The sequence below is a fragment of the Campylobacter majalis genome (assembly GCF_905120465.1).
GTDB lineage: Bacteria > Campylobacterota > Campylobacteria > Campylobacterales > Campylobacteraceae > Campylobacter_A > Campylobacter_A majalis.
This window is the reverse complement of sequence record NZ_CAJHOF010000004.1, coordinates 22,439-47,910: the sequence shown is the minus strand read 5'-3', so window position 1 is coordinate 47,910 and position 25,472 is coordinate 22,439. Positions and strand designations below refer to the sequence as shown.

Below are 25,472 nucleotides of genomic sequence, written 5' to 3'. Positions count from 1 at the left end.
AGATGAATAAATATAAAATTTGTGTAATTAAAGGCGATGGCATAGGACCTGAGATAGTCGATGAGACAATTAAAGTGCTTGATGCTGTTAGTCATAAATTTAACTTTAGTTTAGAATATGATTATAAATTAATGGGTGGTGCGGCTTATGATGTATTTGGTGAGCCACTACCTGATGAGACGCTACAAAGTGCTTTGGACTCTGACGCTGTGTTGTTTGGTGCGATAGGTGGTGCAAAATGGGATAATCTACCACGAGAAAAACGACCAGAGAGTGGATTGCTAAAAATACGCAAAGCTTTAGGTGCTTTTGCAAATCTACGTCCGGCTGTGATATATGATGAGCTAATTGGTGCTAGTTCATTAAAACCAGAGGTTATACAAGGCACAGATATATTAGTAGTGCGTGAGCTAACTGGCGGTATTTATTTTGGACAACCTAGACAAAAAGATGAAAATAGCGCGTATAATACGATGATTTACTCAGCCGATGAGATAGAGCGAATAGCAAAAATTGCATTTGAAGCGGCTTTAAAACGCGATAAAAAAGTGTGTATGGTGGATAAAGCAAATGTGCTTGAGACATCTCAGTTATGGCGTGAAGTGACGCAAGAAGTAGCTAAAGACTATCCAGATGTTACGCTAGAATATATGTATGTAGATAATGCTGCAATGCAACTAGTAAGAAATCCAAAACAATTTGACGTAATACTTACAGAAAATTTATTTGGCGATATTTTAAGCGATGAAGCAAGTATGGTGTGTGGCTCTATAGGTTTGCTTCCAAGTGCGAGTATAGGCGGAAAAGTTGGAATTTACGAGCCAATCCACGGCTCAGCCCCAGATATAGCTGGTCAAGGTATAGCAAATCCATTAGCAACGATACTAAGTGCAGCAATGATGTTAAGATACGCACTAAATCAAGATCAAGCAGCACAAGCGATAGAAGATGCCGTAAAACAAGCATTAGCACAAGGATATAGAACCAAAGATATTGCAAATTACGACGCCAAAGAGATATGCACTACTGCTGAAATGGGTAGTATTGTAGCGGGGTTAATCTAGTGCTAAATACAATAACAAAAGCCTTAATTTATGAAGAACAGGGTTTAAAAGATGATGCTTTGGAAGTTTATAAAAATATATTAAAAAACGATCCAAATAACAAAGACGCTATAAGTGCCATAAGGCGACTTAGCGGACTGAGAAAAAATATAAAAGCACAAAATGAACAAATGAAAGATTTTTTTGTAAATATGCAAAGCGAAAATGAAATAAATGAATTTAAAAGGTGGCTTGTTAGAATATGAGACTAGACGAAATAGCAAAAATGGCAATAGATGAAGTAAGTGCTGAGCTAAAAAGCATACAAAGTCTAGATGAAAAAAAAGCTTTTGAGATAACTGAAACATCACATAAATCGCAAGTCGCACAACAAACAAATGAAACACTAGCACACAATAACGATGAAATTTTAAGCGAAGAAATTTTTCTTAAAAATTTAAAGGAGCGTTTAGAAGTGCTGTTTGAAGGGTTGTGTGAAATGCCAAAGGACAAGCTTGAAAATAGGCTTGACATAACGCTTAAATTTTTAGAATTTGCACTTGCAAATGTTGAAAACAGACTTAGCAATATTAAAAAATAAAGACTTAGACGAGGTGCGTGAAATTTTCGCACCCTACACAAGTAGAGTATATCTAGTCGGTGGTTGTGTTAGAGATGCTTTTTTAGGCATTAAATCAAGCGATTATGATATCGAAGTCTATGATGTGGATTATGAGAAATTTACAAATTTAATGAGCGAAATCAACGCAACTGGTGCTGGAAAAAGCTATTTTGTTTATAAATACAAAAATTATGATATCGCCTTGCCACGCACAGAGACAAAAACTGGCAATAGACATCAAGATTTTAGTGTAAGCTATACAAATGATGAACAAACTGCTTCAAAACGCAGAGATTTCAGCATGAATGCATTGATGTTAAATATCTATAGTGGTAAATTGCTTGATTTTTGGGGTGGTTTAAATGCTATAAAAGAGCGTAAAATAACACACATCGATAGTCAAAAATTTTGTGAAGATAGTCTTAGAGTGCTTAGAGGTGTGCAATTTAGTGCTAGATTTGATTTTGATATATCTAATTCGACATTAAAACTCATGCAAACTCTATCATTACAAAATTTAAGCCAAGACAGAATAGCTAGTGAATTAATTAAATTATTTCATGCCAAAAATATCGAAAAGGGAGTTTTGTATCTGCATAAACTTGGGCTTATAAAAACGCTATTTAAGGCTGAAATTTCATATGAAAATTTAGATGTTTTTTTAAAAAAATTAAAAAATGCAAGAAAATTTATAAAAGACAAACATCTTTTTTTGTATCTATTTTGTAATCATTTTAAATTAAATTTCAAAGAAATTTCTACTAATTTAAAACTACCAAAATCTTACGAAAATTTAGCAAATGAAGTCTATTTTGATACCAAGCCAAACGACAGCGAATTATTAAAAATTGCTATTAAAAAGCCACTAAATGCATGGCTTGGTCTAAATACGAGTGATTTAATAAGCCGTGCAAAACAACTTGGTGTTTATGATAAAAAGTTTAAAATACAAATTGACATGAGCCAAATAAAGGGCTTAAAAGGCAAAGAAATAAGCGATAAAATAAAATCCATACAAGAGCAAAAAATAGATGAGTTTTTAGCAAATTTAAAGCCTTTAAAAGTCGATTTTAGCTAAAATCAGGCTTTATTAAAATTTTGTTAAATTTCAAAGAAAGTGTGTATGTTTAATATAGTATTGCTTAATCCGCAAATCCCACAAAATACTGGAACCATCGGCAGAATGTGCGTAAATGCAAATTTAAAACTGCATATTATTAAACCGATTATGTTTGATATAAGCGAAAAGGCTGTAAGGCGTGCTGGACTTGATTATTGGCATAAGCTAGATTTAAGCGTATGGGAGAGCTTAGATGAGTTTTTAAGCAAAAATTTACAGCATAAAGATAGATTTTTCTTTGCTACAACAAAGACAAATCAGCTATATTTTGATGCAAAATACTTAGCTGGTGATTTTATATTTTTCGGAGCTGAAAGCACTGGATTGCCGAGTGAGTTGATGAATATGTCGCCACAAAACAAAGTCACAATCCCAATGGGTAAAAACGGAAGAAGCTTAAATCAAGCCATGAGCGTTGGCATTATAGCATACGAAGCGATACGCCAAAATATACAAAATTTTGATTTTAGGGTGTATGTTTAATGAGAGCGATTATTTTAGTTTTAATTTTATCTGTTTTTTCATTTGCCACAACGATAAAAATCGCAAGTTATAATGTAAATAACCTTTTTGATGCGTTAGATAATGGCAATGAATATAGAGATTTTAAGCTAAAAAGTGGCAATTGGAATGAGAAAAAATACACACAAAAAATAAAAAACATAAAAAAGGTCATAATCGCAATAAATGCCGATATTATCGCACTTCAAGAGATTGAAAATGAAGAAGTTTTAAAAGAACTAGCAAAAAATACAGCTTATAAATATGCAACATTTAAAACAACCAAAAACGCACCAGTTGGACTTGGTGTGTTGTCAAAAATTAAGCCAATTAAAACTGAGTATTTTGCCGTGCCAAATGTAAAAACAAGAGATATTTTAAAGCTAGATTTTAGCGTTGATGGTAAATTTTTTAGCCTGTTTAACGTGCATTTTCCTGCATACAAAAATGGTTTTGACAAGCAACAAAGGGCTGAAAGAACACTAAGACGAGCGTTAGAAAATGTTAAAAATGGCGTAATCGTTGGCGATTTTAACACTCCATATTCCAAAAACTCAGGCAAAAATTTACTCTATCATATACAATACGCTAAACAATATCAAAATTTATGGGAATTTTTAAAACCAAAAGAGCGTTTTAGCCAAAACGCATATGGCAAAAAACGAGCGATAGATCACGCCCTGCTCTCACCTGATATAATAAACTCAGTTGAAATTTCATACGTGTGCGGTAGCTATAAGGTCTATAAAAGGGGCTTAGTTGATGCTAATGATTATGCATTAAAGATAAATAAAAAACCAATTTTTTCAGATCATTTGCCGATAGTTTTTGATTTAAGCACAGATAAAAAGGAAAAATGCAAAAAATGAAAGAAATTTTAGATATCGTTATGCTTGTGGCTTTTGCTATGTTTATACTGTTTTTGATACGCGGTGTAGCGGCTCAAACAATGAAAAAAGATGAAATTAGAAAAAAATTAAAAAAGGAACGAGATGAAAGAGTTATTGATTGAAATTACAGTAGAAGAACTACCGGCAATACCATTTTTAAAAGAGTTGCCAAACATTAAAACCAAATGGCAAACCGTGCTAGATGAGTACAAGCTAAAAAGTGAGTTTGATTTTTATTATACGCCAAGAAGGTTGGTGTTTTTTCACAAGGATTTTAAGGCAGCTCAGGATGATAGTATTCAGGAGTTTATCGGTGCCCCAAAACATGTTGCCGTAAAAGATGGTGCTTTTACACAGGCTGCACTTGCCTTTGCTAAAAAGTGTGAAATTTCGCAAGATGAGTTAGGTTTTAAACAAATTGATGGCAAAGAGGTGCTTTATCACATAAAACAGATAAAAGGACGTGAAAGCAAAGAGTTATTGGGCGAGATGATTGAGAAATTTTTACACAGCTTAAATTTTGGTAAATCTATGCGTTGGGGTAGTGGTGAGCATGAGTTCATCCGCCCTATCCGCTCATTTTTATGCTTTTTTGATGGCAAAAATGTCGAGTTTAGTGCATTTGGTGTAAAAAGTGAGCCTAGCACATATGCACACAGAAGCATTAGCTATGAAAAAATCGCAATCTCAAGCGTAAAAGAGTATTTTGATGGTCTAAAAGAGCGTGGCATTGTGCTTGATGCAAACGAAAGAAAGCAGATGATTTTAGTAGAGTTTAATAAAATACAAGACAAGCACGATATAAGCATCGAAATAGATGGGGCTTTACTAGATGAAGTTGTGGCGATTACTGAGTATCCAACGGCTTTGCTTGGCGAGTTTGGCGAGAGCTTTTTAGATATGCCAAGCGAGGTTATAATCACATCTATGAAAGAAAATCAACGCTATTTTGCCGTGTTTAAAAATCAAAAACTTACAAATAATTTTGTTGTAGTTTCAAACGCAATCACAAAAGATAATGATTTAATAATAAAAGGAAACGAGAAGGTTTTAAGAGCAAGACTTAGCGATGCGATGTTTTTTTGGCAAAGCGATTTAGCGTCTGGATTAGATCCTGAAAAACTAAAAAACATAACCTACCTAAAAGAGTTAGGCAGCATGTATGATAAGACACTAAGAGAGATAAAAATAGCTGAAATTTTAAGCTCTAAATTTAATCTACCAGCAGACAAGACCGAGCAAATAAAACGTGCTATTATGCTAAGCAAGGCGGATTTAACAACTGCAATGGTTTATGAGTTTGGCGAATTGCAAGGTGTTATGGGCGGATATTACGCAAAAGCCATGGGTGAGAGTGACGATATAGTAAAAGCAATAAAAGAGCAATATTTGCCAGATGGAGAAAATGCAAAATGCCCTACTTCGACATTTAGTGCCGTAGTTGCCCTTTCAAATAAGTTAGACACCCTTGTTGGTTTGTTTGGCATAGGCAAAATTCCAACAGGCACCAAAGATCCATATGCACTAAGACGTGCTGCAAATGGCGTTATTAAGATAGCACAGAGCCTTAAGCTTGATTTTGATGTGCGTGAAATTTTGGCTTTAATTGCAAAAGATTATAGTAAATTTGAGCTAAAAACTCTTGAGAGTTTTATAATCGATAGACTTTATACATTTTTTGATTGCAATGCTTCGATAGTTAAATCATGCATAAATAGTGGCGAACGCGATATAAATAGATTGACAAACGCCATAAATTCACTTAGTGAAATTTCTGCTAAACCTGGATTTAGTGATAATTTCTCAACATTTAAGCGTTTGGCAAATATTATCAAAGATGCTGAAATTTCAAGTGTTGATGTGCATCTATTTGAGAATGAATATGAAAAAAAACTAAATGATAGCTTTATGGCATTAGATAAAAATGATGATGATTTTGTGGCTAAATTAAATGGACTTTTTGGCTTAAAAGCAGACATTGATAGCTTTTTTGATAACGTTATGATAAATGTAGATGATAAAAAAATAAAAGAAAATCGCATAGCATTAATTGGACAAATTTATAAAGAATTTTTAAAAGTTGCTGACATAAAAGAGATTAGTTTTTAAGCCTTGGCTTAAATTTATTTTTAAACCAAGGCTTTACTTTAATCGTATAAATTTACAAGTTATTAAAGCTTTAAATTTTAAACCAACATTTAAAGCTTTAATATTAAAACATTATCATTTTTTAAATACTTAAAAATATGCAAAGACTAATGCGTAAGTTGGTTAGATTTTGTCTTGTTAGAAATTTTAGTTCGCTAACTCTCGTAGCTTTAAAAACCGTTTTACTTTGCAAAAAAACTTATTTAGTCGATACAATTTGCTTAAAACTCACTATTGTAGACAATGAAATTTGCCTTAGCTCTGAACAAAGTCATAAATTAAGTTGTAACAAGCCTATAGTTAAGCCAACTTTATGACTTTGCTATTTTTAACAATAAATATCTTGCTTTGCAAAACTTGATTTTTTATTATTGCCATAGTTTTGGATTTAAAAAGCTTAAAATATTGCTTTATTGCTATTAAGCAAAGCATGGTGTAAATTTGTTATTTGGCTTGTTGTTTTATGAGCATTTTTTATTTAAATAAATCTGTTTTGCTTTTTGCTGTTTTATTTATCTTGCAAAACATCACTTTGCAAATGCTTTAAACGTTTTAAGCAAACATTTTTACAAAAACACTTGTTGTTATCAGATGATAGCTTAAATCGCTATCCCTATGAATAACTTCGCACTTTGTTGCTATGTAAGAAAATAGCCAAAATTTAAAAAAATTTTGGTTTATTAAACACATTTAAGTTATGTTGTTTGGATTTAAAAATATCCCATTTTTTAGTCGTTGTGTCAAATACAAAATTTTTTAATATTTTAAATGCTTTTAATATAATTTACAAATAACTAAATTTTAACAATAAATTTAAGTTTATCCGCAAAACCGCTTAGCTAGTTTTATAAAATTTCTATCGCTTACTTTAACATTAGTTAAAATAGTTAAATTTAACAAAATGTTATTAATTTTAAGATCATGCCTTTAAAAATCACTTTGCTCAAAAATATCTCTATTTAAAATTTGTTCCAAAACCACTGTAGCATATGAGCCTTTTTGCAAGAAAAAGCTCATGCTAAAATGTGCCTTTTCCTCATTGTATTTAAAATCAAGCTCGTCTAAATACGCCCATGCAAACCGACGTGAGCCATTTAGTTTGCTCTCATACTCGTTTATCTGAGTAAAAATCACATCTTCTATCTCTTTTGCAATGCCACTTGCTCTATATGCTTTTGCACCAGCAAGTAGTCCCATGCTAGTTATATCACGCTTTGTAAATCTATCAACTTCTGTATTTAAATCATCGCACAAAAAGCACTTTCCAAAAGGATAATGTCCAAGCACCTCTCCTGGTAAAATTTTATAAAACTGTTTTTGTGATTTTAAAGCTTTTACTAAAGTCTTATCAAAATCATAATAATTCATGACTTCACTCTCGCTAAAATCACTCACAAATCTTGAAATTTCAACCCTTTTGCTTACATACTTATTAAACAAATCACTTTGATAAGCCGATATCAAAAACTCACTAAGTTTTGGATTTTTTAGTCTTTTGCCTTGCAATGTTCCTTTAGTTAAAATTTCACGTCCTGCCTCGGAATTATCGCCGTATTTACCAAATCTTTGGTATCCAAAATAGTTAGCATAACCTTGAGTGTCTAGTGTTTTTAAGGCTTGAGCCAATCTTAAAGCGTCACTTGGCATCACTTTTTTAAGTCGTATAAAAAATCGATTTCCTTTTAGATGCCCTACTCTTAGCTTATTGTTGTGAAAATTTACATTTAAAATTTTTAACTTTTCATGGGTAAAATTTTCAATCGCACTTTGAAATTTTCTTGGCAAACTAAGCATTTGGGTAGTCATACCCTGCTTGTCTTTTAACCCAGCATATCCTATTTCACGTATTTTTATACCTGTTTGTTCACTTATCAAGCTAAGGGCTTGCTGTGTGCTTAAATCCTTTTTTTGTATTTCACACATCAAATGCTCACCTTCTCCACTTGTCTTATATAGCGGTACTTCTCGCACTACAAAATCATCTGAATTTTTGGAAAAATGACAATTTATTGGTGCGTGAGTGAGTGTTAAAAGCGGCTTAAAAGTGGTGTGATTTTGCATGTGTTTTATAACTTCCTTTCGTTGCAATGGCAAAGATTGTAACTTTTGTGCGAGTTTGTCTTGCGATATGTTTTATTTTGGCTAAATTTTTAGGCGAAAAACTAAACAACGCTTCGTATTCTTCTCCGCTTTTTAATTGAGCCAAGCTAAGTTTTTTTATCATTTTAACACCTTTTTTTGATGCCTTTGTTAGCTTTTGTAAGTCAGTTGCCAAGCCATCGCTTATATCCATGGCTGATGTTACATATTTTGCTGCTTTATAAAAAAATTTATCTTTTAAATTTGGAGCAACAAAGCGTGAGTTAGCACAAATTTCACCTTTATTTTGCAGTGTTTTTAGTCCCTTCAAGCTCTTTCCAAGCTCTCCTGTAAATGCTATATAATCGCCTTTTTTAAGCCCATTTCTAAGCGTTGCTTTGCCAAGTAGTTCGCCTATCATGCTAACGCTTATGCCAAGTTTTTCTCCAGCTATCGTATCTCCGCCAATTACGCTTACGCCAAATTTTTTACAAGTATCGTTTATTCCACGACTTAACTCCAAAATTTCAGCCTCACATATATTTTTAGGTAAAATTAAACCAAGCAAAGCATATTTTGGTCTAGCATTCATTACTATGACGTCTGAGATATTAACAAGCATTGCTTTTTGACCTATCTGATATGGGCTTAACCACTCGCGTTTAAAGTGTGTCCCTTCACAAAATAGATCCTTGCAATATACATTTTTATCTATAACAGCGGCATCGTCGCCTATTAGTGCATTGCTAAAACAGCTGATTGTAAAAAACTCTTTATCCATTTTGTGATTATATAAAATTTTATTGTAAATACAAAACTTAAGTATTAAAAGTAGTTACTAAAAGCCCTGTTTTAGGGCTTTTAGTTAATCAAGCTTGGCTACTACTTCAGCTATTTCTATCGTATCGCCTTGACGTATCGCGTCTAATACAGCCAAACTCTCATCATCAACACACTTGCCAAATATCGTATGCACACCATCTAAATGCGGCTGAGCACTATGGCAGATAAAAAACTGCGAACCGCCAGTATCACGCCCAGCGTGTGCCATTGACAAACTTCCACGCTCATGTTTGACGCTTTGCTTATCACACTCGCATTTTATCCTATATCCTGGACCACCAGTTCCAGTGCCGTATGGGCATCCGCCTTGAATTACGAAATTTGGTATTACGCGGTGAAATTTCAACCCATCATAAAATCCAACACCAATCAAATCAACAAAATTTGCCACAGCTTGTGGTGCTTCCTGGGCAAAAAGCTCAAGCCTTATATCACCTTTTGTCGTATGCAAAATGGCAAATTTTTCCTTTTTTAATTCATTAATATCTATTTCAAAAGTCTTTAACTCTTCTCTCATTTTAATCTCCTTTTATTCGATATTTGTATATACAGCTTGGACGTCATCATCATCTTCTAGTTTGTCTAGCAATTTTTCTACGTCATTCATTTGTGTTTCATTTAGCTCAATAGTTGTGTTTGGCACATACTCCAAGCCGCCCTTTTTAAGCTCAAGCCCTAATTTTTCTATGCCTTCACTTAGTGTTCCAAACGCCGTATAATCACCATATATAAACAAGCTCTCTTCATTTTTTTCAAGTTCATCTAAACCAAAATCAATCAACTCTAGCTCGATCTCTTCTAGCTCTTGTTCTGGCAATGACACTTCAAAAACGCTTTTTCTTGAAAACATAAAGCTCAAACTACCACTAGGCAAAATTTCTCCGCCGTTTTTATTAAAAATGGCCTTTACATTTGCCACGGTGCGAGTTGGATTATCTGTAGCACATTCGACTATAATTTGTGTGCCATGTGCAGCCTTTCCATCATAAAATATCGTTTTTATATCAGCACTATCTTTGCCATTTGCACGTTTTAAAGCATTATCAATGTTGTCTTTTGGCATATTTTGTGCTTTAGCGGCGGCTATTGCGGCACGAAGTTTCGGATTCATATCTGGATCTGTGCCACCCTCTTTTGCAGCGACTGTTATCGCCTTGGCAAGTTTAGGAAACACCTTGCTCATCTTATCCCATCTAGCCTCTTTTGCCGCTCGTCTATATTCAAACGCTCGTCCCATTTATATCCTTTTTACATAAAAATCGTGCAATTATACAAAACTATCACTTAATATTCATAATAAATTTACATATTTTAACTATAATTTTGCACATGATAAGAAAAGCAAAATTACAAGATATAAACTCATGCATACCACTTATAAAAATGGCACTTGGCGACATAATATATTTGTTAAGTAAATCAAACGATAAATATACTACAGAAAAGAAATTAACGCAACTTTACAATGATACACAAAATAGAATTAGCCATAAAAATATGCTTGTATATGAACAAGATAGCAAAGTTGTAGCAATGATGATAAGCTATAAAGGAAGTGATGTCAAGTGGCTAGACATGAATTATAGTGACATTTATGAGTGCGAGTGCAACGACGATGAATACTATATAGACGCTATTGCGGTGAATGAGAAATTTCAATCGCAAGGCATAGCAACAAAGCTATTTAAATACGCTGAAATTTTAGCAAAAGAAAAAAATGAGAGAAAAATAGCCTTATTAGTCGAAACTTTAAAGCAAAAAAATATACAATTATACAAAAAGCTCGGTTTTAAAATTGATGGTGAGCGAAATATATATAATTTGAAATTTTACCATATGATAAAGGAAATAAAATGAAAAGATTTGAAGTAGCAAATGTAAATTGTGCAAATTGTGCTAAAACTATAAAAAATGCTCTAAGCGAAAAATACGGTGTAATTGATGTTGATTTAAGCGTTACGCCACGCATAGTTAGCGTAGATATCAAACAAGAAAGAGTTAATGAATTTATGCAAGAGCTTGATGAGCTTGGATTTGACGTGATAAAAGAGCTATAAAATGCAAAAAGTTAAGTTAAATATTGCTGGTATGAGTTGCGTAAATTGCTCAAACAGTATAGAAAGAGTAGCGAAAAAAATTGATGGAGTAAGCGAGGCAAAAGTGAGCTTTGCAAACGGAACTGGAGAGTTTTGTGTTGCAAATGATGATGTGTTAAAAATATTAAAAACTAAAATTTCAAATTTGGGTTTTGAGATAGTTTTTAACGCAAATGAGTATGAAAAAAAACGCCTTATGCATATAAAGGAATTAAAGTCTAAACTAATATCATCAGCTGTCATTTGTGCCATTATAATGGCGATAGAGCTATTTTTACCTATAAATTTTGCATCTAAAATTGTGATGTTTTTACTCGCAGCCTATGTGATATTTCGTAATGGCTCTAGCTTTTTTACCCATGCAATAAAATCAATAAAAAGCAAAAATTATGACATGAATGTCTTAGTTAGCCTTGGTGCTTTTAGTGCATTTTTACACGCTGTTTTTGTTTTAACTCGTAGTGTTGAAGATGAAATAAGCCATATTTATATCGGTTCAGCCGCCATGATTATCACATTTGTTTTGCTTGGTAAATTCCTAGAAGAACGCTCAAAACAAAAAGCAAGTGATTATCTAAAAAGCTTAATGGATTTAAGCCCAAAAACAGCACATTTAATCATGCCTGATGGACAAAGCAAGGAGATACCAGTATCTGAGCTAAGCATAGGCGATATCGTTGTGGTTAAAAATGGCTACAATATCCCAAGTGACGGCGAGATAGTTCAAGGCGGAGCCGAAATAGACACGTCAGCACTAACTGGTGAGAGTTTGCCTAGCTATAAAAGCGTAGGCGAGAGTGTTCATGCTGGTTGCGTAAATACAAATGGCTATATCAGTGTAAAAATCACAAAGATGCCATCTGATACACTTTTATCTCAAATTTTAAGTTTGCTTAGCGAAGCAACAACGAAACAAATGCCGATCTCTCGCATGGCAGATAGGGTTGCAAACGTATTTGTTCCTAGTATTATAATGATATCAATTATTACATTTGCAATATGGATATATGCAAAAGGCGACTTAAACTATGCCATAATAGCCGCTGTTTGTGTTTTGATAATATCTTGCCCTTGTGCGTTAGGTTTAGCTACACCAATTGCAATAATCTCTGGTATATCACGCGGTGCAAAAGATGGAATTTTAATTAAAAATCCTGAAGTTTTAGAAATTTTAAAAGATGTGAAATTTGCTGTATTTGATAAAACAGGAACATTAAGCAAAGGCGAAATAAGCGTAAATAATAGCAATTTAACAAGCAATGATTTAGCATTAATTGCTGGAGTTGAAGCACTAAGTGAGCATCCTATCTCAAAAGCGGTAGTTAAATATGCAAAAAGCAAGTGTGTAACACCTATTAAACTAGATGGAGAATTTAAAAATGAACTGGGTCTTGGAGTAAGATATAAAGATAGAGAGTTTGAAATTTTAATAGGAAATGATAAGCTTTTAAACAAATACAACATACAATCTAAACAAACCAATGAGATAATTTGTGTGATAAATGGCGAAATTGTAGGCACATTTAGTATATCTGATACAATAAGAGATGAGGCAAAACAGAGTATTGAGGCGTTAAAATCGCAAGGAATTACGCCAATTATTTTATCAGGAGATAGTGATAGTGTCGTAAAAAGCGTAGCAAATGAGCTTGGTATCTCGCAACACTATGCAAATAAATTGCCAGATGAGAAATTTCAAATCCTAAAAGAGGTACAAAATCAGGGCAAAGTGTTGTTTGTAGGAGATGGCATAAATGATTCTTTATGCTTAAAACAAGCTGATGTTGGCATAGCTATGAGCTCTGGTTCTGATATTGCAAAGGGTGCTGGTGATATTGTGCTAATAAAAAATGACCTTTTAAATGTTGCTTATACTCTAAATCTTGGCAAAAAAACCATAAGAACAATTAGGCAAAATTTATTTTGGGCTTTTATATATAATTTAATTTGCATACCTGTTGCAGCTGGGGCATTATACCCAGTGTTTGGGCTGTTGCTAAATCCAATGTATGGAGCACTAGCCATGTGTTTTAGCTCAGTAAATGTCGTTTTAAACTCAATTAGACTAAGATTTATCAAGATTAATTAAGGGGGAGATTTGAAAGTTGGACAAATGTATAGCGTAATATCTATGATATTTGCTAGTAACTTTAATGAGCCATTAACCGCTCAAAACTATGAAAAAATCAAAACTAGTAGCGATTGGATCATACAAAATGAATGCGAAAACAACAAAAAAGGGCGTAAATTATATGCTGATTTTTTACAAAATGAAAGTCTAGCAGAGATAAGAACGGATTTTAGAAGCATTAAATATCTCTTTAATGCTAGTTATTATTTTGCCAGTGCAAAAGATGATTTAGCTAAATTTTATGCTCAAATTAATTTCAGCCCAAAACTAGGAGAAAGCGATAGTATATCAAACCAGTTGCTATTAATAGCTAGCATTCTTAAAAACGAGCTTGATGAATCACATGCAAAACTACTAAAGAGCTTTTTAATTAGTTTTTTCTTGCCTTATGCTGCAACTTTAGCTATAGAGTTAAGCACTAGTGCAAAAAGTAGCTTTTATCGTTCACTTGGATATTTTTTATCTGAATATTGTGATAATTTACAAGAAATATTTGCGATAAAACGCAAAGCCGAGTAGCATGATATTTAAAAGGTTTATGTATTGTCTTAGACCTTTTAAACTCTTGCAATAACTTTTTAACCAAAACATAATCAAAGCAAAATTTTTATTGTGATAATAGCAATGTTTCAAAAGGTATAAACATAACAAAACAAAAATAGCTTATTAAATATCAAAATTTAAATAAGTTTTAAAAAGTATTTTGTGTTGTAAATTCTACTATGTAGCTTACGCCACAATTACTAAATGTATTTTGATTGCAACGTCTATTTTACCTGTTTGTAAAGATTTTAAGCAGTGCAAATTATTAATTTTATAAAATTTCAAAAGTTAGTTTATGTAAAATTTAGCATATTTTAATGCTAAAAAGCGACTAAGCTTAATAGTTTTATTTATAGCATATTTAACAACTAAATAAATTCTTAGTAGTCATAAATAGTATCGTATTTATAAAGTAAAATTATTACCATAAAAGTATTAAAAATGATTTTTTACAATCAAAGTATAAAAACTTTGCTTTGATTACTGCCTTACAATAAGTATTATAAAATCACCACCTAGACTTTAGGTTTTTATTCTTTAAGTTAAATCAGCTTTATTTTTTGAAACACATAAGTTAAATTTGGCTCTTATAGTAAATTTACCAATAAGAGCCATAGAGATAATTAAAACAAGATAACTATGCCTTTTTAAGTAAATCAGATATCAAAAATGCAAGCTCAAGTGCCTGATCTGCATTTAGTCTAGGATCACACTGTGTTTCATAACGCTCTTTTAAGCTATCTTGCGTTACATTAAACGCTCCACCAGTGCATTCTGTGACATCCTGCCCTGTCATTTCTAGGTGTATGCCGCCCGCATGTGTGCCTTCTGCCTTGCATATATCAAAAAAGCTCTTAACTTCAGTTGTTATCTTATCAAAATCACGCGTTTTATAGCCATTTTCCGCCTTGATTGTATTGCCATGCATTGGATCTATACTATATACTAAATTTAGCCCTTCGCTTCGTATATCACTTAAAATTTTAGGTAAAATTTTGCCTATCTTATCTGCGCCCATTCTGATAATTATATTTAAACGACCAGCTTCATTTTCTGGATTTAGCTTTGAAGCTAAACGCTTAATATCATCAGCCGTTGCACTTGGTCCTATTTTAACACCTATTGGATTATGAACACCGCTTAAAAAATGCACATGTGCATCATTGATGCCACGTGTTCTTTCGCCTATCCAAAGCATATGTGCAGAACAGTCATACCACTGAGAGCTTAAGCTGTCTTGCCTTGTTAAAGCCTCTTCATACGGCAACAATAAAGCCTCGTGAGATGTGTAAAATGATGTTTGATTTATGGCTGGAGTGTTGTCTGAGTTCATGCCACATGCATGCATAAAATTTAATGTTTGGGTAAGACTATCGGTTAATTTTTCATATTTTTCATCAACTTCTGCTTGTTTAGTAAAGCCTAAATTCCATTTATGCACTTGATGTAAATCAGCCAAACCACCACGTGAAAATGCACGTAGTAGGTTCATTGTCGAAGCAGACTGATAGTATGCTTGTATCATGCGTTTAGGATCTGGCACACGAGCCTCTTTACTAAACTCAAAACCATTTATGATATCGCCTCTATAGCTAGGTAAGCTAATGCCATTTATCTCTTCATAATCACTACTTCTTGGCTTAGCAAATTGCCCAGCAACGCGTCCAACTTTAACAATAGGACGCCCCCCAGCAAAGGTCATAACAATCGCCATTTGAAGCATAACCTTAAACATATCTCTTATATTATTTGCTCCAAAATTGCTAAAGCTCTCAGCACAATCGCCGCCCTGAAGTAAAAATGCCTCGCCATTACAGACCTTTGCTAGTTCGCTTTTTAGCTTTCTTGCTTCACCAGCAAATACAAGCGGAGGAAGTTCATTTAGTGTTTTTTCAATATTTTGCAGTTCGTTTTTATCTGGATATGTTGGTTGTTGTAAAATTTCATACTCTCTCCAACTATCACGTCTCCAGCTCATCATGTTGTCCTTTAAAATTCTAATAAAATCACGATTATATCATTATCTTTCTTAAATTTTATAGTATAATTACGGCTTTTAAAGGTATAAAATGCAAATAAAAGATGAAGCAACTAAGGGTTTTATTCTCGCTGTTTTGGCATTTGTGATATGGGGAGGATTTTATCCTATATATTTTAAACAATTTGATGAGTTTGTCGGTGCATGGGAGATACTAATACATCGCATTATTTGGTCGTCTATCTTTATGGCGATTTTTCTTTATTTTACGCATTATTTTGATGAAATTAAAGTATTATTGCTTCAAAAAAGAACTAGAAATTTACTATTTTTAAGTGGTTTTATGATAAGCCTAAATTGGGGAATATACATTTATGCCGTTGATAATAGCAAAATTTTAGAAGCAAGTTTGGGCTATTTTATGAATCCACTAATGAATATTTTAGTTGGTTTTTTGATTTTTAAAGAGAGAGTAAATTTTATCGGAAAAATTGCTGTTGGTATCGTATTTTTAGCGGTCGCAATTCAGTTTTATGCATATGCTGCTTTGCCTGTGATTGCTATTGTGTTGCCGCTTAGTTTTGCCGTTTATATAGGTGTAAGAAAATTTGTAAATGTTAAAGCATTAAATGGATTATTTGTTGAAACGTTGCTGATTTTACCACTTGCTTTGGCATATTTTTTCTATATTCAAACAAATGACATGGGACATTTTACGCAACCAAAAAATGGTGCGTTATTAATTATTTCAGGTATAGTTACCATAGTGCCACTTGTGATGTTTAACGCCGCCACAACACGTATGAAGCTTAGCTCACTAGCCTATGTGCAATATCTAAGTCCTAGCATTAGTATGCTTGTAGCGGTATTTGTTTATGGCGAGAGCTTAGATATTTATAAAATCATATCATTTTCGCTTATATGGTTTGCTATTTTTCTTGTTAGCTCACAAAATTTAATAATAAAATTTAAAAGAAAAATTTGATAAAATCACTCCTTTTTATAAAGGAAGTTAAAATGAACGAGATAACAATTGCATTTTTGATATCGATTGCCGTGGCTTTTGCACTATATTCCCAGATACAAAAACTTACTCAAAATATCGATGCAAACGAAGCAAATCAAAACAATCAAGGCTCACAAACGCAAAAAGCCAAAATTTTGCTTACAAATGCTGAAATTTCAGACGATCAAATCGCTATATATAAATCATTTTGTGACGAGATAGATTATCAAATACGAGAGCTAAAACAAAAAGCACTTTATGATGATATGCTAAAAAGCGATGATTTAAAAGATGAGTTTTTGGCTGAATTATCACAGGCTAGTAGAAAGCTAACTTTTATACAAAACATGAATAGTAAAAAGGGCATTAGCGAGTGGGAGGCTGAGTTATTTGAGATACTAAATATGATTGAAAAATCAGTACAAAATGCTCTAAAAAATGCCGATGTAATCAACGATGAAATTCGCTCAAACCTACAAGCAAGTTTTTCAAAATTAAAGGCTTAGTATGAAAAGTATATTTTTCGTAATTGCAATACTTGGGCTTGGAATTTATGGTTACTCATGGCACTTTTTTATTACATTGTTTATTATATCTTTTTTGGTATTTTTCCACGAGCTTGGACATTTTTTAGCGGCTAGATCTGTTGGGGTTAGTGTCAATACATTTAGTATCGGTTTTGGACAAAAACTTATATCAAAACACATAGGAAATACACAATATTGCATCTCAGCTATACCACTTGGCGGATATGTTCAGCTAAAAGGGCAAGACGACACAGACCCTAGTAGTAAAAACTACGATCCAGATAGTTACAACAGCCTAACACCACTAAAACGCATATATATATTACTTGCTGGACCGTTTTTTAACATTTTCTTGGCATTTTTAATCTATATCGCACTTGGTTTTTTAGGTACTCATAAACTTGCCCCTATTGTTGGCAATGTGCTAGAAAACTCAGCAGCACAAAGTGCTGGTATAGTAAAAAATGATAAAATTTTAAGCATAAATGATGAGATTATAAAAGAGTGGGATGATATAAGCAAACGCGTAAAATTAGACCCTGTAGTACTACAGATACAAAGAGAGTCACAAACCATACAAATTACACTCACGCCAAAAATTGGTGAAAGCGTAAATATATTTGGCGAAAGCATTCAAAAGCCACTTATTGGTATCTCTCCAAGCGGCGAAATGATAAAGGTATATCACACTGGATTTAGTGCCATAACATACGCTTTTAACGAAACTGCACGTGCGTCAAAGCTAATTTTTCAAGGATTTGAGAAATTAATAACAGGCATTGTACCAATAAAAGAGATGGGTGGAATAGTGCAGATAACAGACATTACATCAAAGGCTGCTAAGTCCGATTTTACGGTATTGTTGATAATTACAGCACTTATATCAGTCAATCTTGGTATTTTAAATTTACTTCCTATTCCGGCACTTGATGGTGGGCATATTATATTTAATACATACGAGTTAATTACCGGCAAAGAAGTTAGCGAAAAAGTGTTTGTTTATCTAACATATCTTGGCTGGGCGATACTACTTACACTAATGCTAATTGCGACATTTAATGACATAATGCGTCTTAAAGGGGATTATTAGATGATAAATTTAATGGCGTTAAAGGCGGAAATTTCAGCGATAAATCCAGATGTTAGACTAATAGCTGTGAGTAAAAATGTAGATATCGATAAAGTTTTAGCTCTAAACGCGCAGGGACAATTAGAATACGGCGAAAACAGAGTGCAAGAGATGGCTAGAAAACAGTCTTTAATTAATCAATCGCTTAATCTAAAATGGCACATGATAGGAAGACTTCAAAACAATAAAATCAATCAACTAATATCGCTTCGCCCTACTTTGTGGCAAAGCTGTGAAAGCATCGAAAAAGCAAAAGCTGTTGATAAAAGATTAAATTATAAACTAGATACACTTTTGCAAATAAACTCAGCCAACGAAGATACAAAACAAGGCGTAATGGTTAATGATGCGATACAAATATATGATGAAATTATGCAAACTTGTCCTAATTTAAACCTAATCGGAGTGATGAGTATAGGTGCAAACTCAGACGATATGGATGAGATAAAAAGGAGCTTTGAGCTTACAAGAAATATCTTTGATAAACTGCCAAATGCACAAATTTGCTCAATGGGAATGAGTGGAGATTATCACATAGCAATCAAACATGGATCAAACATGATACGACTTGGAACTATGCTTTATGCATAAAATTTAGCTCAAATTTAAATGCATTTAAGCTTTTGTTGTCTTTAAATTCTTGTTTTGTTAGTCAATAATTTAGTTATTTTATAACTCTACTCAAATACAAAACAACACTTTTTATTGTTTAGGCATGATATTTTTTGAATGTATTTGTTGTAGTAAATTTAAAATTTGCAACCTAAAATAACAATTCAAGCTTAAACATTATTATAAATTAAAATTTTTATAAAGTTATCCTATTTGTTATTTTGCAGCTAGCAAAATAACACTAAAAACACATACATCTAATTTTAAAACGACGCAATAGCAACCACTTTTTTACTATCGTATCATACATAAATTTCATCCTTTTGCTACCTAAATACACTTTTTAAATAAAGTAAAAATTTGTCTTAATGATATAAATTTAGCTAGTTTGCGTTTTGTAAAATTTAAAACTTCTCAAGCCCCAAAGTGGCGATGGTAGCGACCAAAGCTAAGCAAAGCACTCTGAGAAACAAAATGCTTTTTTAAAACTCTTAGTTTATTTATGTAAATATATTTTATGAAATTTAGCTATTTTCGTAAATTTCAGCCCTAAAAAAATTGATTGTATTGTTATTTATGTTTAATAATCTGCTTGTTAAGGTGCATTTGCATCATATAAAAATGAAAAATAATTTTTTAACCATAGACATTTTATATAAAATTTAGATATAATAGCTTTACTAATGCTATATAAACTTTATTTCTAATTTATAAATAAGCGTTTAAAAATTTTGCAATAATTTAACGCAAATTACTTAACAAAATATCACTAATTATATTAACAAGTGTATTTACTTTACTGTTTTATAATAAAAAGTATTGCTTAAATTTATCAACTTCACCTACATTGATGCAAAAAATATTTAATTTAAACAAACTTAATTTGCTTAGTGTAATAAAATGCTAAAATATGTAAAATTTTATGTATTATTTTACAATTTCGTATATAACGCCACTATCCGATACAAATTTTTCAATAGCTTCTAAGTGCTCCAAAGAGACATTTATTACAAGATTTCCTAAGACATTGTCGCCAAGTTTTTCAAGTTTGCCCCAAACTATATTAAAATCGATGTTTAATTCACGTGCCATACTTGTTATTATGCTATTTTGAGCAACCTCTTTTGGAAAATAAAGACGAATATTTACACCATTTTGTGGCAAAATTTCATCCTCGCCTAAAAAATGCTTCATTTTTTCATCAGGCTTTAAAAACAAATCTTCTATCTTGCCATTGCCGATTATATTTCCATGCTCTAGTAGCATTGCCTTATGTGCAATAGTTTTTACAACTTCCATCTCATGGGTTACAATCACAATGCTTATGCCAAGCTCTTTATTGATTTTTTTTAATAATTCTAAGATTGAATTTGTAGTATTTGGATCAAGAGCAGATGTTGCTTCATCGGATAGTAAAATTTTTGGACTAAGAGCAAGTGCGCGGGCGATTGCCACACGCTGTTTTTGTCCGCCACTTAGTGCGTTTGGATAGCTTGTCGCTTTGCTTTCAAGACCGACTAAATTTAACAACTCATTTACACGAGATTTAATAAAATCATCTTTCATTCCCCAAAATCTAAGCGGAGTTGCGACATTTTCAAAGACACTTTTGCGACTCATCAGTGCAAAATGTTGAAATATCATACCAACATCACGTCTAAGATTTCTTAGCTCATTTGCTTTCAGCTTGGAAATTTCCATGTCAAATACTTTAAGGCTACCATTTTGATATTTCTCAAGACCATTTATACAACGAAGCAAAGTGCTTTTACCAGCACCACTATGCCCAACTATGGCATAAATTTCACCTTTATTAATGTGCAAATTTATATCATGCAAAATTTGCGTTTGTCCGTAAAATTTATTAAGATTTGATATCTGAATCACTTGGCTTATTCCTTTTTATACACTATTTGAGCTAAATGCTCTTTGTTGTGTTTTATATAAAATTGTTGGTATTTTATTTTAGCAACCACTAAATTAATAATTTTTTAAATATTTGCTTGTTAACAAACTATTTAGATCGCCATATTTTTAAAAATAAAATAGCACAACAAATTTATTTTTATTATTTAAAATTATATTTGATACTTTTATCAAATATCTCAATGGCTCCAAAACATAAAGGGGAAATAACCCCTTCTTATTAAAGTATCTCTTTTCTTAACTCTTCTGGTGTTTTTGGCGAGATGAGTGCTGGAGCTATGTCAAACACGCTATATGCACCGCTTTCGCCCTTTTTAGCTAGGCGGTAAGCCGCTCTTGCATACGCCACTAAAACACTCGCTGTAAACTCAGGATTTGAGTCAAGCTTTAGACTAAATTCTATCAAGTGTTTTGTTTCGCCGTTTTCACCACTCTCGCCACTTCTAAGCACAAAACCACCGTGTGGGATACCGCCGTGATCGCGTTTTAGTGTTTCAAGATCGATGAAATTTACGCTCGTGTCATAATCAGCAAAATAGTTTGGCATAGTTTTTATCTCGTGCTCTATCCTAGCTTTATCAGCACCGTCTTTCACTACAACGTAGCAGTCACGAAGGTGCTTAGCTCTTGTTGAAAGCTCTGGATTTTCGCCGTTTCGCACACTTTTTAGAGCACTTTCGATCGGCACTGTGTATTGCCTAGCATCCACCACGCCTTCAATTCGCCTAATAGCGTCAGAATGCCCTTGACTCACGCCTTTACCCCAAAATGTATAGGTGTTGCCGTTTTCTAAAATGCTCTCACCATACAAGCGATTTAGTGAAAATAGACCTGGATCCCAACCCACAGCTATCACGCCAACTGTGTTGTTTGCCTTTGCGTTTTTATCGACATTTGCAAAATGCTCAGGTATCTTTGCATGTGTGTCAAAACTATCAACGACGTTGAAATTTTTCAAAAACTCAGGGGTTTGTGTCGGTAAATCAGTCGCACTACCGCCGCAAAGAACCAGCACGTCAAACTCGCCCTTGTGAGCTAAAATTTCATCTTGGCTATACACCTTTGCACCGTATGTTTTTACGCTACTTGGCTCACGGCGAGTAAATACAGCCACAAGCTCCATATCGCTACTTTTTCTAGCTACAAGCTCCACGCCACGACCTAAATTTCCGTATCCTAATACTGCTATTTTTATCTTGCTCATTTTTTTCCTTTATTAATTTTTGGTTTTGCTGTTTAAATGCACCGATACTCACGGCACTCGTTCAAATTTCCACATCCTTACACTAAAACCAAAAAATACCAAAATGCTATTCCGCCCTTAAATATATCTTTTTTCACTTTTACGCTCCAAAATTTGCAAGCTCACCAAGCACCTTTTCAAGCTTTGATTTTGCGTTTTCTAGCCCTTCGCGGTTTGTTTTGATAACTGCTTCTGGTGCGTTTGCGACAAATTTTTCGTTACTCAGCATATTTTCTAGCTTAGCAACCTCTTTTTCAAGCTTATTTTTCTGTCCTGTTAGACGCTTTACGATCTCGCTTGTATCAATGCCATCAAGCGGGATAAATACGCTTAAACTCTCGCTCACATCAACGGCTGAATTTTCAACCTTGCTCGTGCAAAGCTCTATCTCATCGCATTTTGCAAGAAGCTTGATGTAGTGCATAAATGGCGAAATTTCAGTATCTGTCATCATATAGGCTTTGGCGATTTTTGAGTTGCCTAGATCAATACTTGCTTTTGCTCGGCGAATACTAATGATGGCTTCGATCACAAGGGCGAAATTTTGCTCGATAGCCGCGTCTTGTGCTGAAATTTTTGGATAAGGCTCGATCATAATAGACGGCGAGTTTTCAAGACTTGTACCACTTAATTCGTGGAAAAGATACTCGCTGATAAACGGCATAAATGGGCTTAACACACGCATGGCTTCTTTAAAAACACTGCCAAGCTCAGCAACACTTGCCTTATTAGCCTTACTAAGCTCGATGCCCCAGTCGCAAAACTCATCCCATAAAAATTTATAAATAGCATTTGCGGCGTCATTAAATCGGTAGGCTTCGATGTTTTCACGCACCATTTTTACACACTCAAAAAACCTACTTTGCATATATCTGCCAAGATCTGTTTGGACTACAATTTCGTCTAAATTGGCAAATTTATCAGCGTTTAAAAGCAGGTATTTGCTGGCATTGTAAAGCTTGTTGGTAAAATTTCTAACAAGCACCATCTTCTCATCATCAAAGCGTATATCACGCCCTTGCACCGCTGAAAGCGTAAGTGTAAAACGCAAAATATCCGCACTATACTTATCTATCTCGCCAAGCGGATCTACTACATTTCCGCTGCTTTTGCTCATCTTTTTGCCGTCTTTGTCTTTTACAAGTGCGTGTAGATAGATGTCTTTAAACGGAATTTGTCCTAGTGCGTTTTCGCTTTGAAACATCATTCTAGCAACCCAGAAAAACAAAATGTCAAAGCCAGTGATAAGCATTGTATTTGGGTAAAACTCTTTAAGGTCGCCATCAAACCATTTTTCGTTTTTAAAACACTCATCATTGCCCCAGCCAAGCGTAGAGATCGGCCAAAGTCCGCTAGAAAACCAAGTATCAAGCACATCTGGATCTTGGGTGAAATTTTTAGAGCCACATTTTGGACAGCACTCCGGTGCGTCCGCCTCATCAGCCCACTCGTGTCCGCACTCGCAGTAAAATACTGGGATCTGATGTCCCCACCAAAGCTGACGACTGATGCACCAGTCTTTTAGCTCTCTCATCCACGCGTTAAAGCTGTTTATCCAATGGCTTGGATAAAACTCAGCACCGCCTTCATTTACCTTCTTAATTGCATCTTTTGCTATTTTGCTTTTAACAAACCACTGCTTTGAGATGTATGGCTCAACGACATTGTTACAGCGATAGCAGTAGCCCACTTGATTTTCATAATCTTCTATTTTTTCGACATTTCCTAGCTTTTGTAGCTCCTCTACGACGATATCTCTTGCCTCAAGTCTTTCAAGCCCTGCAAATTTATCGCAATGCTCGTTTAAAATCCCACTCTCATCAAATATCGTTAGAAACTCTAAATTATGGCGTTTGCCAACTTCATAGTCGTTTGTGTCGTGTGCTGGTGTTACCTTAACTATGCCCGTTCCAAAGCTCATATCAACATGCTCGTCGGCAATTATAGGAATTTCACGCTTAATTATTGGCAGTATCACGCTTTTGCCGATAAGGTGCTTGTAGCGTTCATCGTTTGGATTTACCATGACGGCGGTGTCACCGAAGTATGTTTCAGGGCGAGTTGTAGCTACAACTAGATATGGCAAATTCTCGCTTTGACATGCGTCGTTGAAGTCAAAATTTTCTCGCTCATGCACACCAAGTGCACTCCCATCTAAAATTTCGCCTAGCCTATCTTTGTGATAATTCGCCTTGTTTTGGTCTAAATTTACCCTATCTTTTGCAACCCCAAAATCTACTGCACGATCCTGCTTTGCAGAATTTTGGCTTAATTTTTGTTTCTCGCTTGATAAATTCTCATCCGCCAAATAGTATCTTATATGATAAAGTTTGCCCTTATTTTGCTTATGCTCGACCTCTACATCGCTTAATGCACCGTCGTGAGTGCACCAATTTACCATGTAGTTGCCACGGACGATTAGCCCTTTTTCGTATAAATTTACAAACGCCTTTTTAACCGCCTTTTTAAGCCCCTCATCCATGGTAAAGCGCTCTCTACTCCACGCTGGTGTGATGCCTAGGCGACGCATTTGGTGCACTATCTGACCGCCACTTCTTTCTTTCCATTCCCAGACTTTTTCAAGGAATTTTTCGCGTCCAAGCTCTTCTTTTTTTATATTTTGTGCTAAAAGCTGTTTTTCTACGACATTTTGTGTGGCTATGCCGGCATGATCAAGCCCTGGCTGCCAAAGTGTGCGGTAGCCGTCCATTCGCTTATATCGTGTCATTATGTCTTGAAGTGTAAATGTGAGCGAGTGTCCGATGTGAAGCACACCAGTTACATTTGGCGGTGGCATCATAATGCAGAAATTTTTGCCATTTTCTTGTATGTTTTTGTTGCCTTCAATCTCAAAATATCCGCGTTCTTCGCAAATTTTATAAAATTTTTCCTCTACTTGTTTTGCGTCATAAAAATCAGCCACTTTGTATCCTTAACTCTAATTTAAAGGATGGATTTTATCAAAATTTCAATTAAAATAAGTTTTATAATACACGTTAAAATAATGATTTTAATTAGTTTTGTATAGTTACAAA

General features: G+C 33.9%; 24 protein-coding genes. 16 read left to right on the top strand and 8 right to left on the bottom strand.

Annotation, left to right across the window (positions count from 1 at the left end; all coding sequences use genetic code 11):
- The first annotated feature begins 2 nt into the window (after positions 1–2).
- Genes leuB through glyS form a run of 8 tightly spaced genes read left to right on the top strand, consistent with a single transcriptional unit; the run spans position 3 to position 6,285 of the window.
- Positions 3–1,064, top strand: coding sequence for a 3-isopropylmalate dehydrogenase (gene leuB / locus LQU93_RS02840; protein ID WP_229932381.1), 1,062 nt, complete (start codon positions 3–5; stop codon positions 1,062–1,064).
- Positions 1,064–1,309 (top strand): tetratricopeptide repeat protein, encoded by a 246-nt coding sequence (locus tag LQU93_RS02835; protein WP_229932380.1) that lies wholly within the window; start codon positions 1,064–1,066, stop codon positions 1,307–1,309. Before leuB ends, LQU93_RS02835 begins: the two co-directional genes overlap by 1 nt.
- Positions 1,306–1,644, top strand: a complete 339-nt coding sequence (locus LQU93_RS02830) for a CiaD-like domain-containing protein (RefSeq protein ID WP_229932379.1) — start codon at positions 1,306–1,308, stop codon at positions 1,642–1,644. Before LQU93_RS02835 ends, LQU93_RS02830 begins: the two co-directional genes overlap by 4 nt.
- A complete protein-coding gene (locus LQU93_RS02825) occupies positions 1,610–2,743 on the top strand; it encodes a tRNA nucleotidyltransferase/poly(A) polymerase-related protein (RefSeq protein WP_229932378.1) in 1,134 nt (377 codons plus the stop codon). The genes LQU93_RS02830 and LQU93_RS02825 overlap by 35 nt, the downstream gene beginning before the upstream one ends.
- Before the next feature lie 45 nt (positions 2,744–2,788).
- The gene (locus LQU93_RS02820; protein ID WP_229932377.1) at positions 2,789–3,268 is read left to right on the top strand and encodes a tRNA (cytidine(34)-2'-O)-methyltransferase; all 480 of its coding nucleotides are present in this window, start codon (positions 2,789–2,791) and stop codon (positions 3,266–3,268) included.
- Positions 3,268–4,155 carry an endonuclease/exonuclease/phosphatase family protein gene (locus LQU93_RS02815; RefSeq protein WP_229932376.1) on the top strand — a complete coding sequence of 296 codons (888 nt, stop codon included), beginning with the start codon at positions 3,268–3,270 and terminating at the stop codon, positions 4,153–4,155. The genes LQU93_RS02820 and LQU93_RS02815 overlap by 1 nt, the downstream gene beginning before the upstream one ends.
- Positions 4,152–4,298 carry a hypothetical protein gene (locus tag LQU93_RS02810; protein WP_229932375.1) on the top strand — a complete coding sequence of 49 codons (147 nt, stop codon included), beginning with the start codon at positions 4,152–4,154 and terminating at the stop codon, positions 4,296–4,298. The genes LQU93_RS02815 and LQU93_RS02810 overlap by 4 nt, the downstream gene beginning before the upstream one ends.
- On the top strand, positions 4,279–6,285 hold the full coding sequence (glyS, locus tag LQU93_RS02805; RefSeq protein ID WP_229932374.1) for a glycine--tRNA ligase subunit beta: 2,007 nt from the start codon (positions 4,279–4,281) through the stop codon (positions 6,283–6,285). The genes LQU93_RS02810 and glyS overlap by 20 nt, the downstream gene beginning before the upstream one ends.
- A 966-nt stretch (positions 6,286–7,251) precedes the next feature.
- Here glyS and truD read toward each other — a convergent pair.
- The 4 genes from truD to LQU93_RS02785 form a co-directional block, all read right to left on the bottom strand.
- Positions 7,252–8,385, bottom strand: a complete 1,134-nt coding sequence (gene truD / locus LQU93_RS02800; protein WP_229932373.1) for a tRNA pseudouridine(13) synthase TruD — start codon at positions 8,383–8,385, stop codon at positions 7,252–7,254.
- Positions 8,363–9,184 carry a thiamine-phosphate kinase gene (locus tag LQU93_RS02795; RefSeq protein WP_229932372.1) on the bottom strand — a complete coding sequence of 274 codons (822 nt, stop codon included), beginning with the start codon at positions 9,182–9,184 and terminating at the stop codon, positions 8,363–8,365. Before LQU93_RS02795 ends, truD begins: the two co-directional genes overlap by 23 nt.
- Before the next feature lie 84 nt (positions 9,185–9,268).
- Complete coding sequence (locus LQU93_RS02790; protein WP_229932371.1) at positions 9,269–9,763, bottom strand: peptidylprolyl isomerase; 495 nt, start codon at positions 9,761–9,763, stop codon at positions 9,269–9,271.
- A gap of 12 nt (positions 9,764–9,775) precedes the next feature.
- Positions 9,776–10,483 carry a YebC/PmpR family DNA-binding transcriptional regulator gene (locus LQU93_RS02785; RefSeq protein ID WP_229932370.1) on the bottom strand — a complete coding sequence of 236 codons (708 nt, stop codon included), beginning with the start codon at positions 10,481–10,483 and terminating at the stop codon, positions 9,776–9,778.
- 92 nt (positions 10,484–10,575) lie between these two features.
- Between LQU93_RS02785 and LQU93_RS02780 the strand changes: the two genes are divergently transcribed.
- From LQU93_RS02780 to LQU93_RS02765, 4 genes are read left to right on the top strand one after another with little or no spacing between them, the layout of a single operon-like run.
- Positions 10,576–11,103 carry a GNAT family N-acetyltransferase gene (locus tag LQU93_RS02780; protein ID WP_229932369.1) on the top strand — a complete coding sequence of 176 codons (528 nt, stop codon included), beginning with the start codon at positions 10,576–10,578 and terminating at the stop codon, positions 11,101–11,103.
- Positions 11,100–11,303 carry a heavy-metal-associated domain-containing protein gene (locus LQU93_RS02775; protein ID WP_229932368.1) on the top strand — a complete coding sequence of 68 codons (204 nt, stop codon included), beginning with the start codon at positions 11,100–11,102 and terminating at the stop codon, positions 11,301–11,303. The genes LQU93_RS02780 and LQU93_RS02775 overlap by 4 nt, the downstream gene beginning before the upstream one ends.
- A 1-nt stretch (position 11,304) precedes the next feature.
- The gene (locus tag LQU93_RS02770; RefSeq protein ID WP_229932367.1) at positions 11,305–13,431 is read left to right on the top strand and encodes a heavy metal translocating P-type ATPase; all 2,127 of its coding nucleotides are present in this window, start codon (positions 11,305–11,307) and stop codon (positions 13,429–13,431) included.
- A 9-nt stretch (positions 13,432–13,440) separates the two neighbouring features.
- Positions 13,441–13,992, top strand: a complete 552-nt coding sequence (locus LQU93_RS02765) for a hypothetical protein (protein WP_229932366.1) — start codon at positions 13,441–13,443, stop codon at positions 13,990–13,992.
- A gap of 661 nt (positions 13,993–14,653) precedes the next feature.
- Here the strand turns inward: LQU93_RS02765 and LQU93_RS02760 are convergent.
- A complete protein-coding gene (locus LQU93_RS02760) occupies positions 14,654–15,994 on the bottom strand; it encodes a class II 3-deoxy-7-phosphoheptulonate synthase (protein ID WP_229932365.1) in 1,341 nt (446 codons plus the stop codon).
- A 91-nt stretch (positions 15,995–16,085) separates the two neighbouring features.
- Between LQU93_RS02760 and rarD the strand changes: the two genes are divergently transcribed.
- From rarD to LQU93_RS02740, 4 genes are read left to right on the top strand one after another with little or no spacing between them, the layout of a single operon-like run.
- Positions 16,086–16,979, top strand: coding sequence for an EamA family transporter RarD (gene rarD / locus LQU93_RS02755; RefSeq protein WP_229932364.1), 894 nt, complete (start codon positions 16,086–16,088; stop codon positions 16,977–16,979).
- 32 nt (positions 16,980–17,011) lie between these two features.
- Positions 17,012–17,506: a hypothetical protein gene (locus tag LQU93_RS02750; protein WP_229932363.1), complete on the top strand. Its 495-nt coding sequence runs from the start codon at positions 17,012–17,014 to the stop codon at positions 17,504–17,506.
- Between the two features lies 1 nt (position 17,507).
- A complete protein-coding gene (gene rseP / locus LQU93_RS02745) occupies positions 17,508–18,617 on the top strand; it encodes an RIP metalloprotease RseP (RefSeq protein ID WP_229932362.1) in 1,110 nt (369 codons plus the stop codon).
- A complete protein-coding gene (locus LQU93_RS02740) occupies positions 18,618–19,247 on the top strand; it encodes a YggS family pyridoxal phosphate-dependent enzyme (protein ID WP_418884059.1) in 630 nt (209 codons plus the stop codon).
- Between the two features lie 948 nt (positions 19,248–20,195).
- On the opposite strand, the gene LQU93_RS02735 is transcribed toward LQU93_RS02740, so the two are convergent.
- The 3 genes from LQU93_RS02735 to LQU93_RS02725 form a co-directional block, all read right to left on the bottom strand.
- Positions 20,196–21,155: a methionine ABC transporter ATP-binding protein gene (locus LQU93_RS02735; RefSeq protein WP_229932361.1), complete on the bottom strand. Its 960-nt coding sequence runs from the start codon at positions 21,153–21,155 to the stop codon at positions 20,196–20,198.
- Positions 21,156–21,414: 259 nt separating this feature from the next.
- Positions 21,415–22,398, bottom strand: a complete 984-nt coding sequence (locus LQU93_RS02730; RefSeq protein ID WP_229932360.1) for a diaminopimelate dehydrogenase — start codon at positions 22,396–22,398, stop codon at positions 21,415–21,417.
- Between the two features lie 139 nt (positions 22,399–22,537).
- Positions 22,538–25,360, bottom strand: a complete 2,823-nt coding sequence (locus LQU93_RS02725) for a valine--tRNA ligase (protein WP_229932359.1) — start codon at positions 25,358–25,360, stop codon at positions 22,538–22,540.
- Between the last annotated feature and the right edge of the window lie 112 nt (positions 25,361–25,472).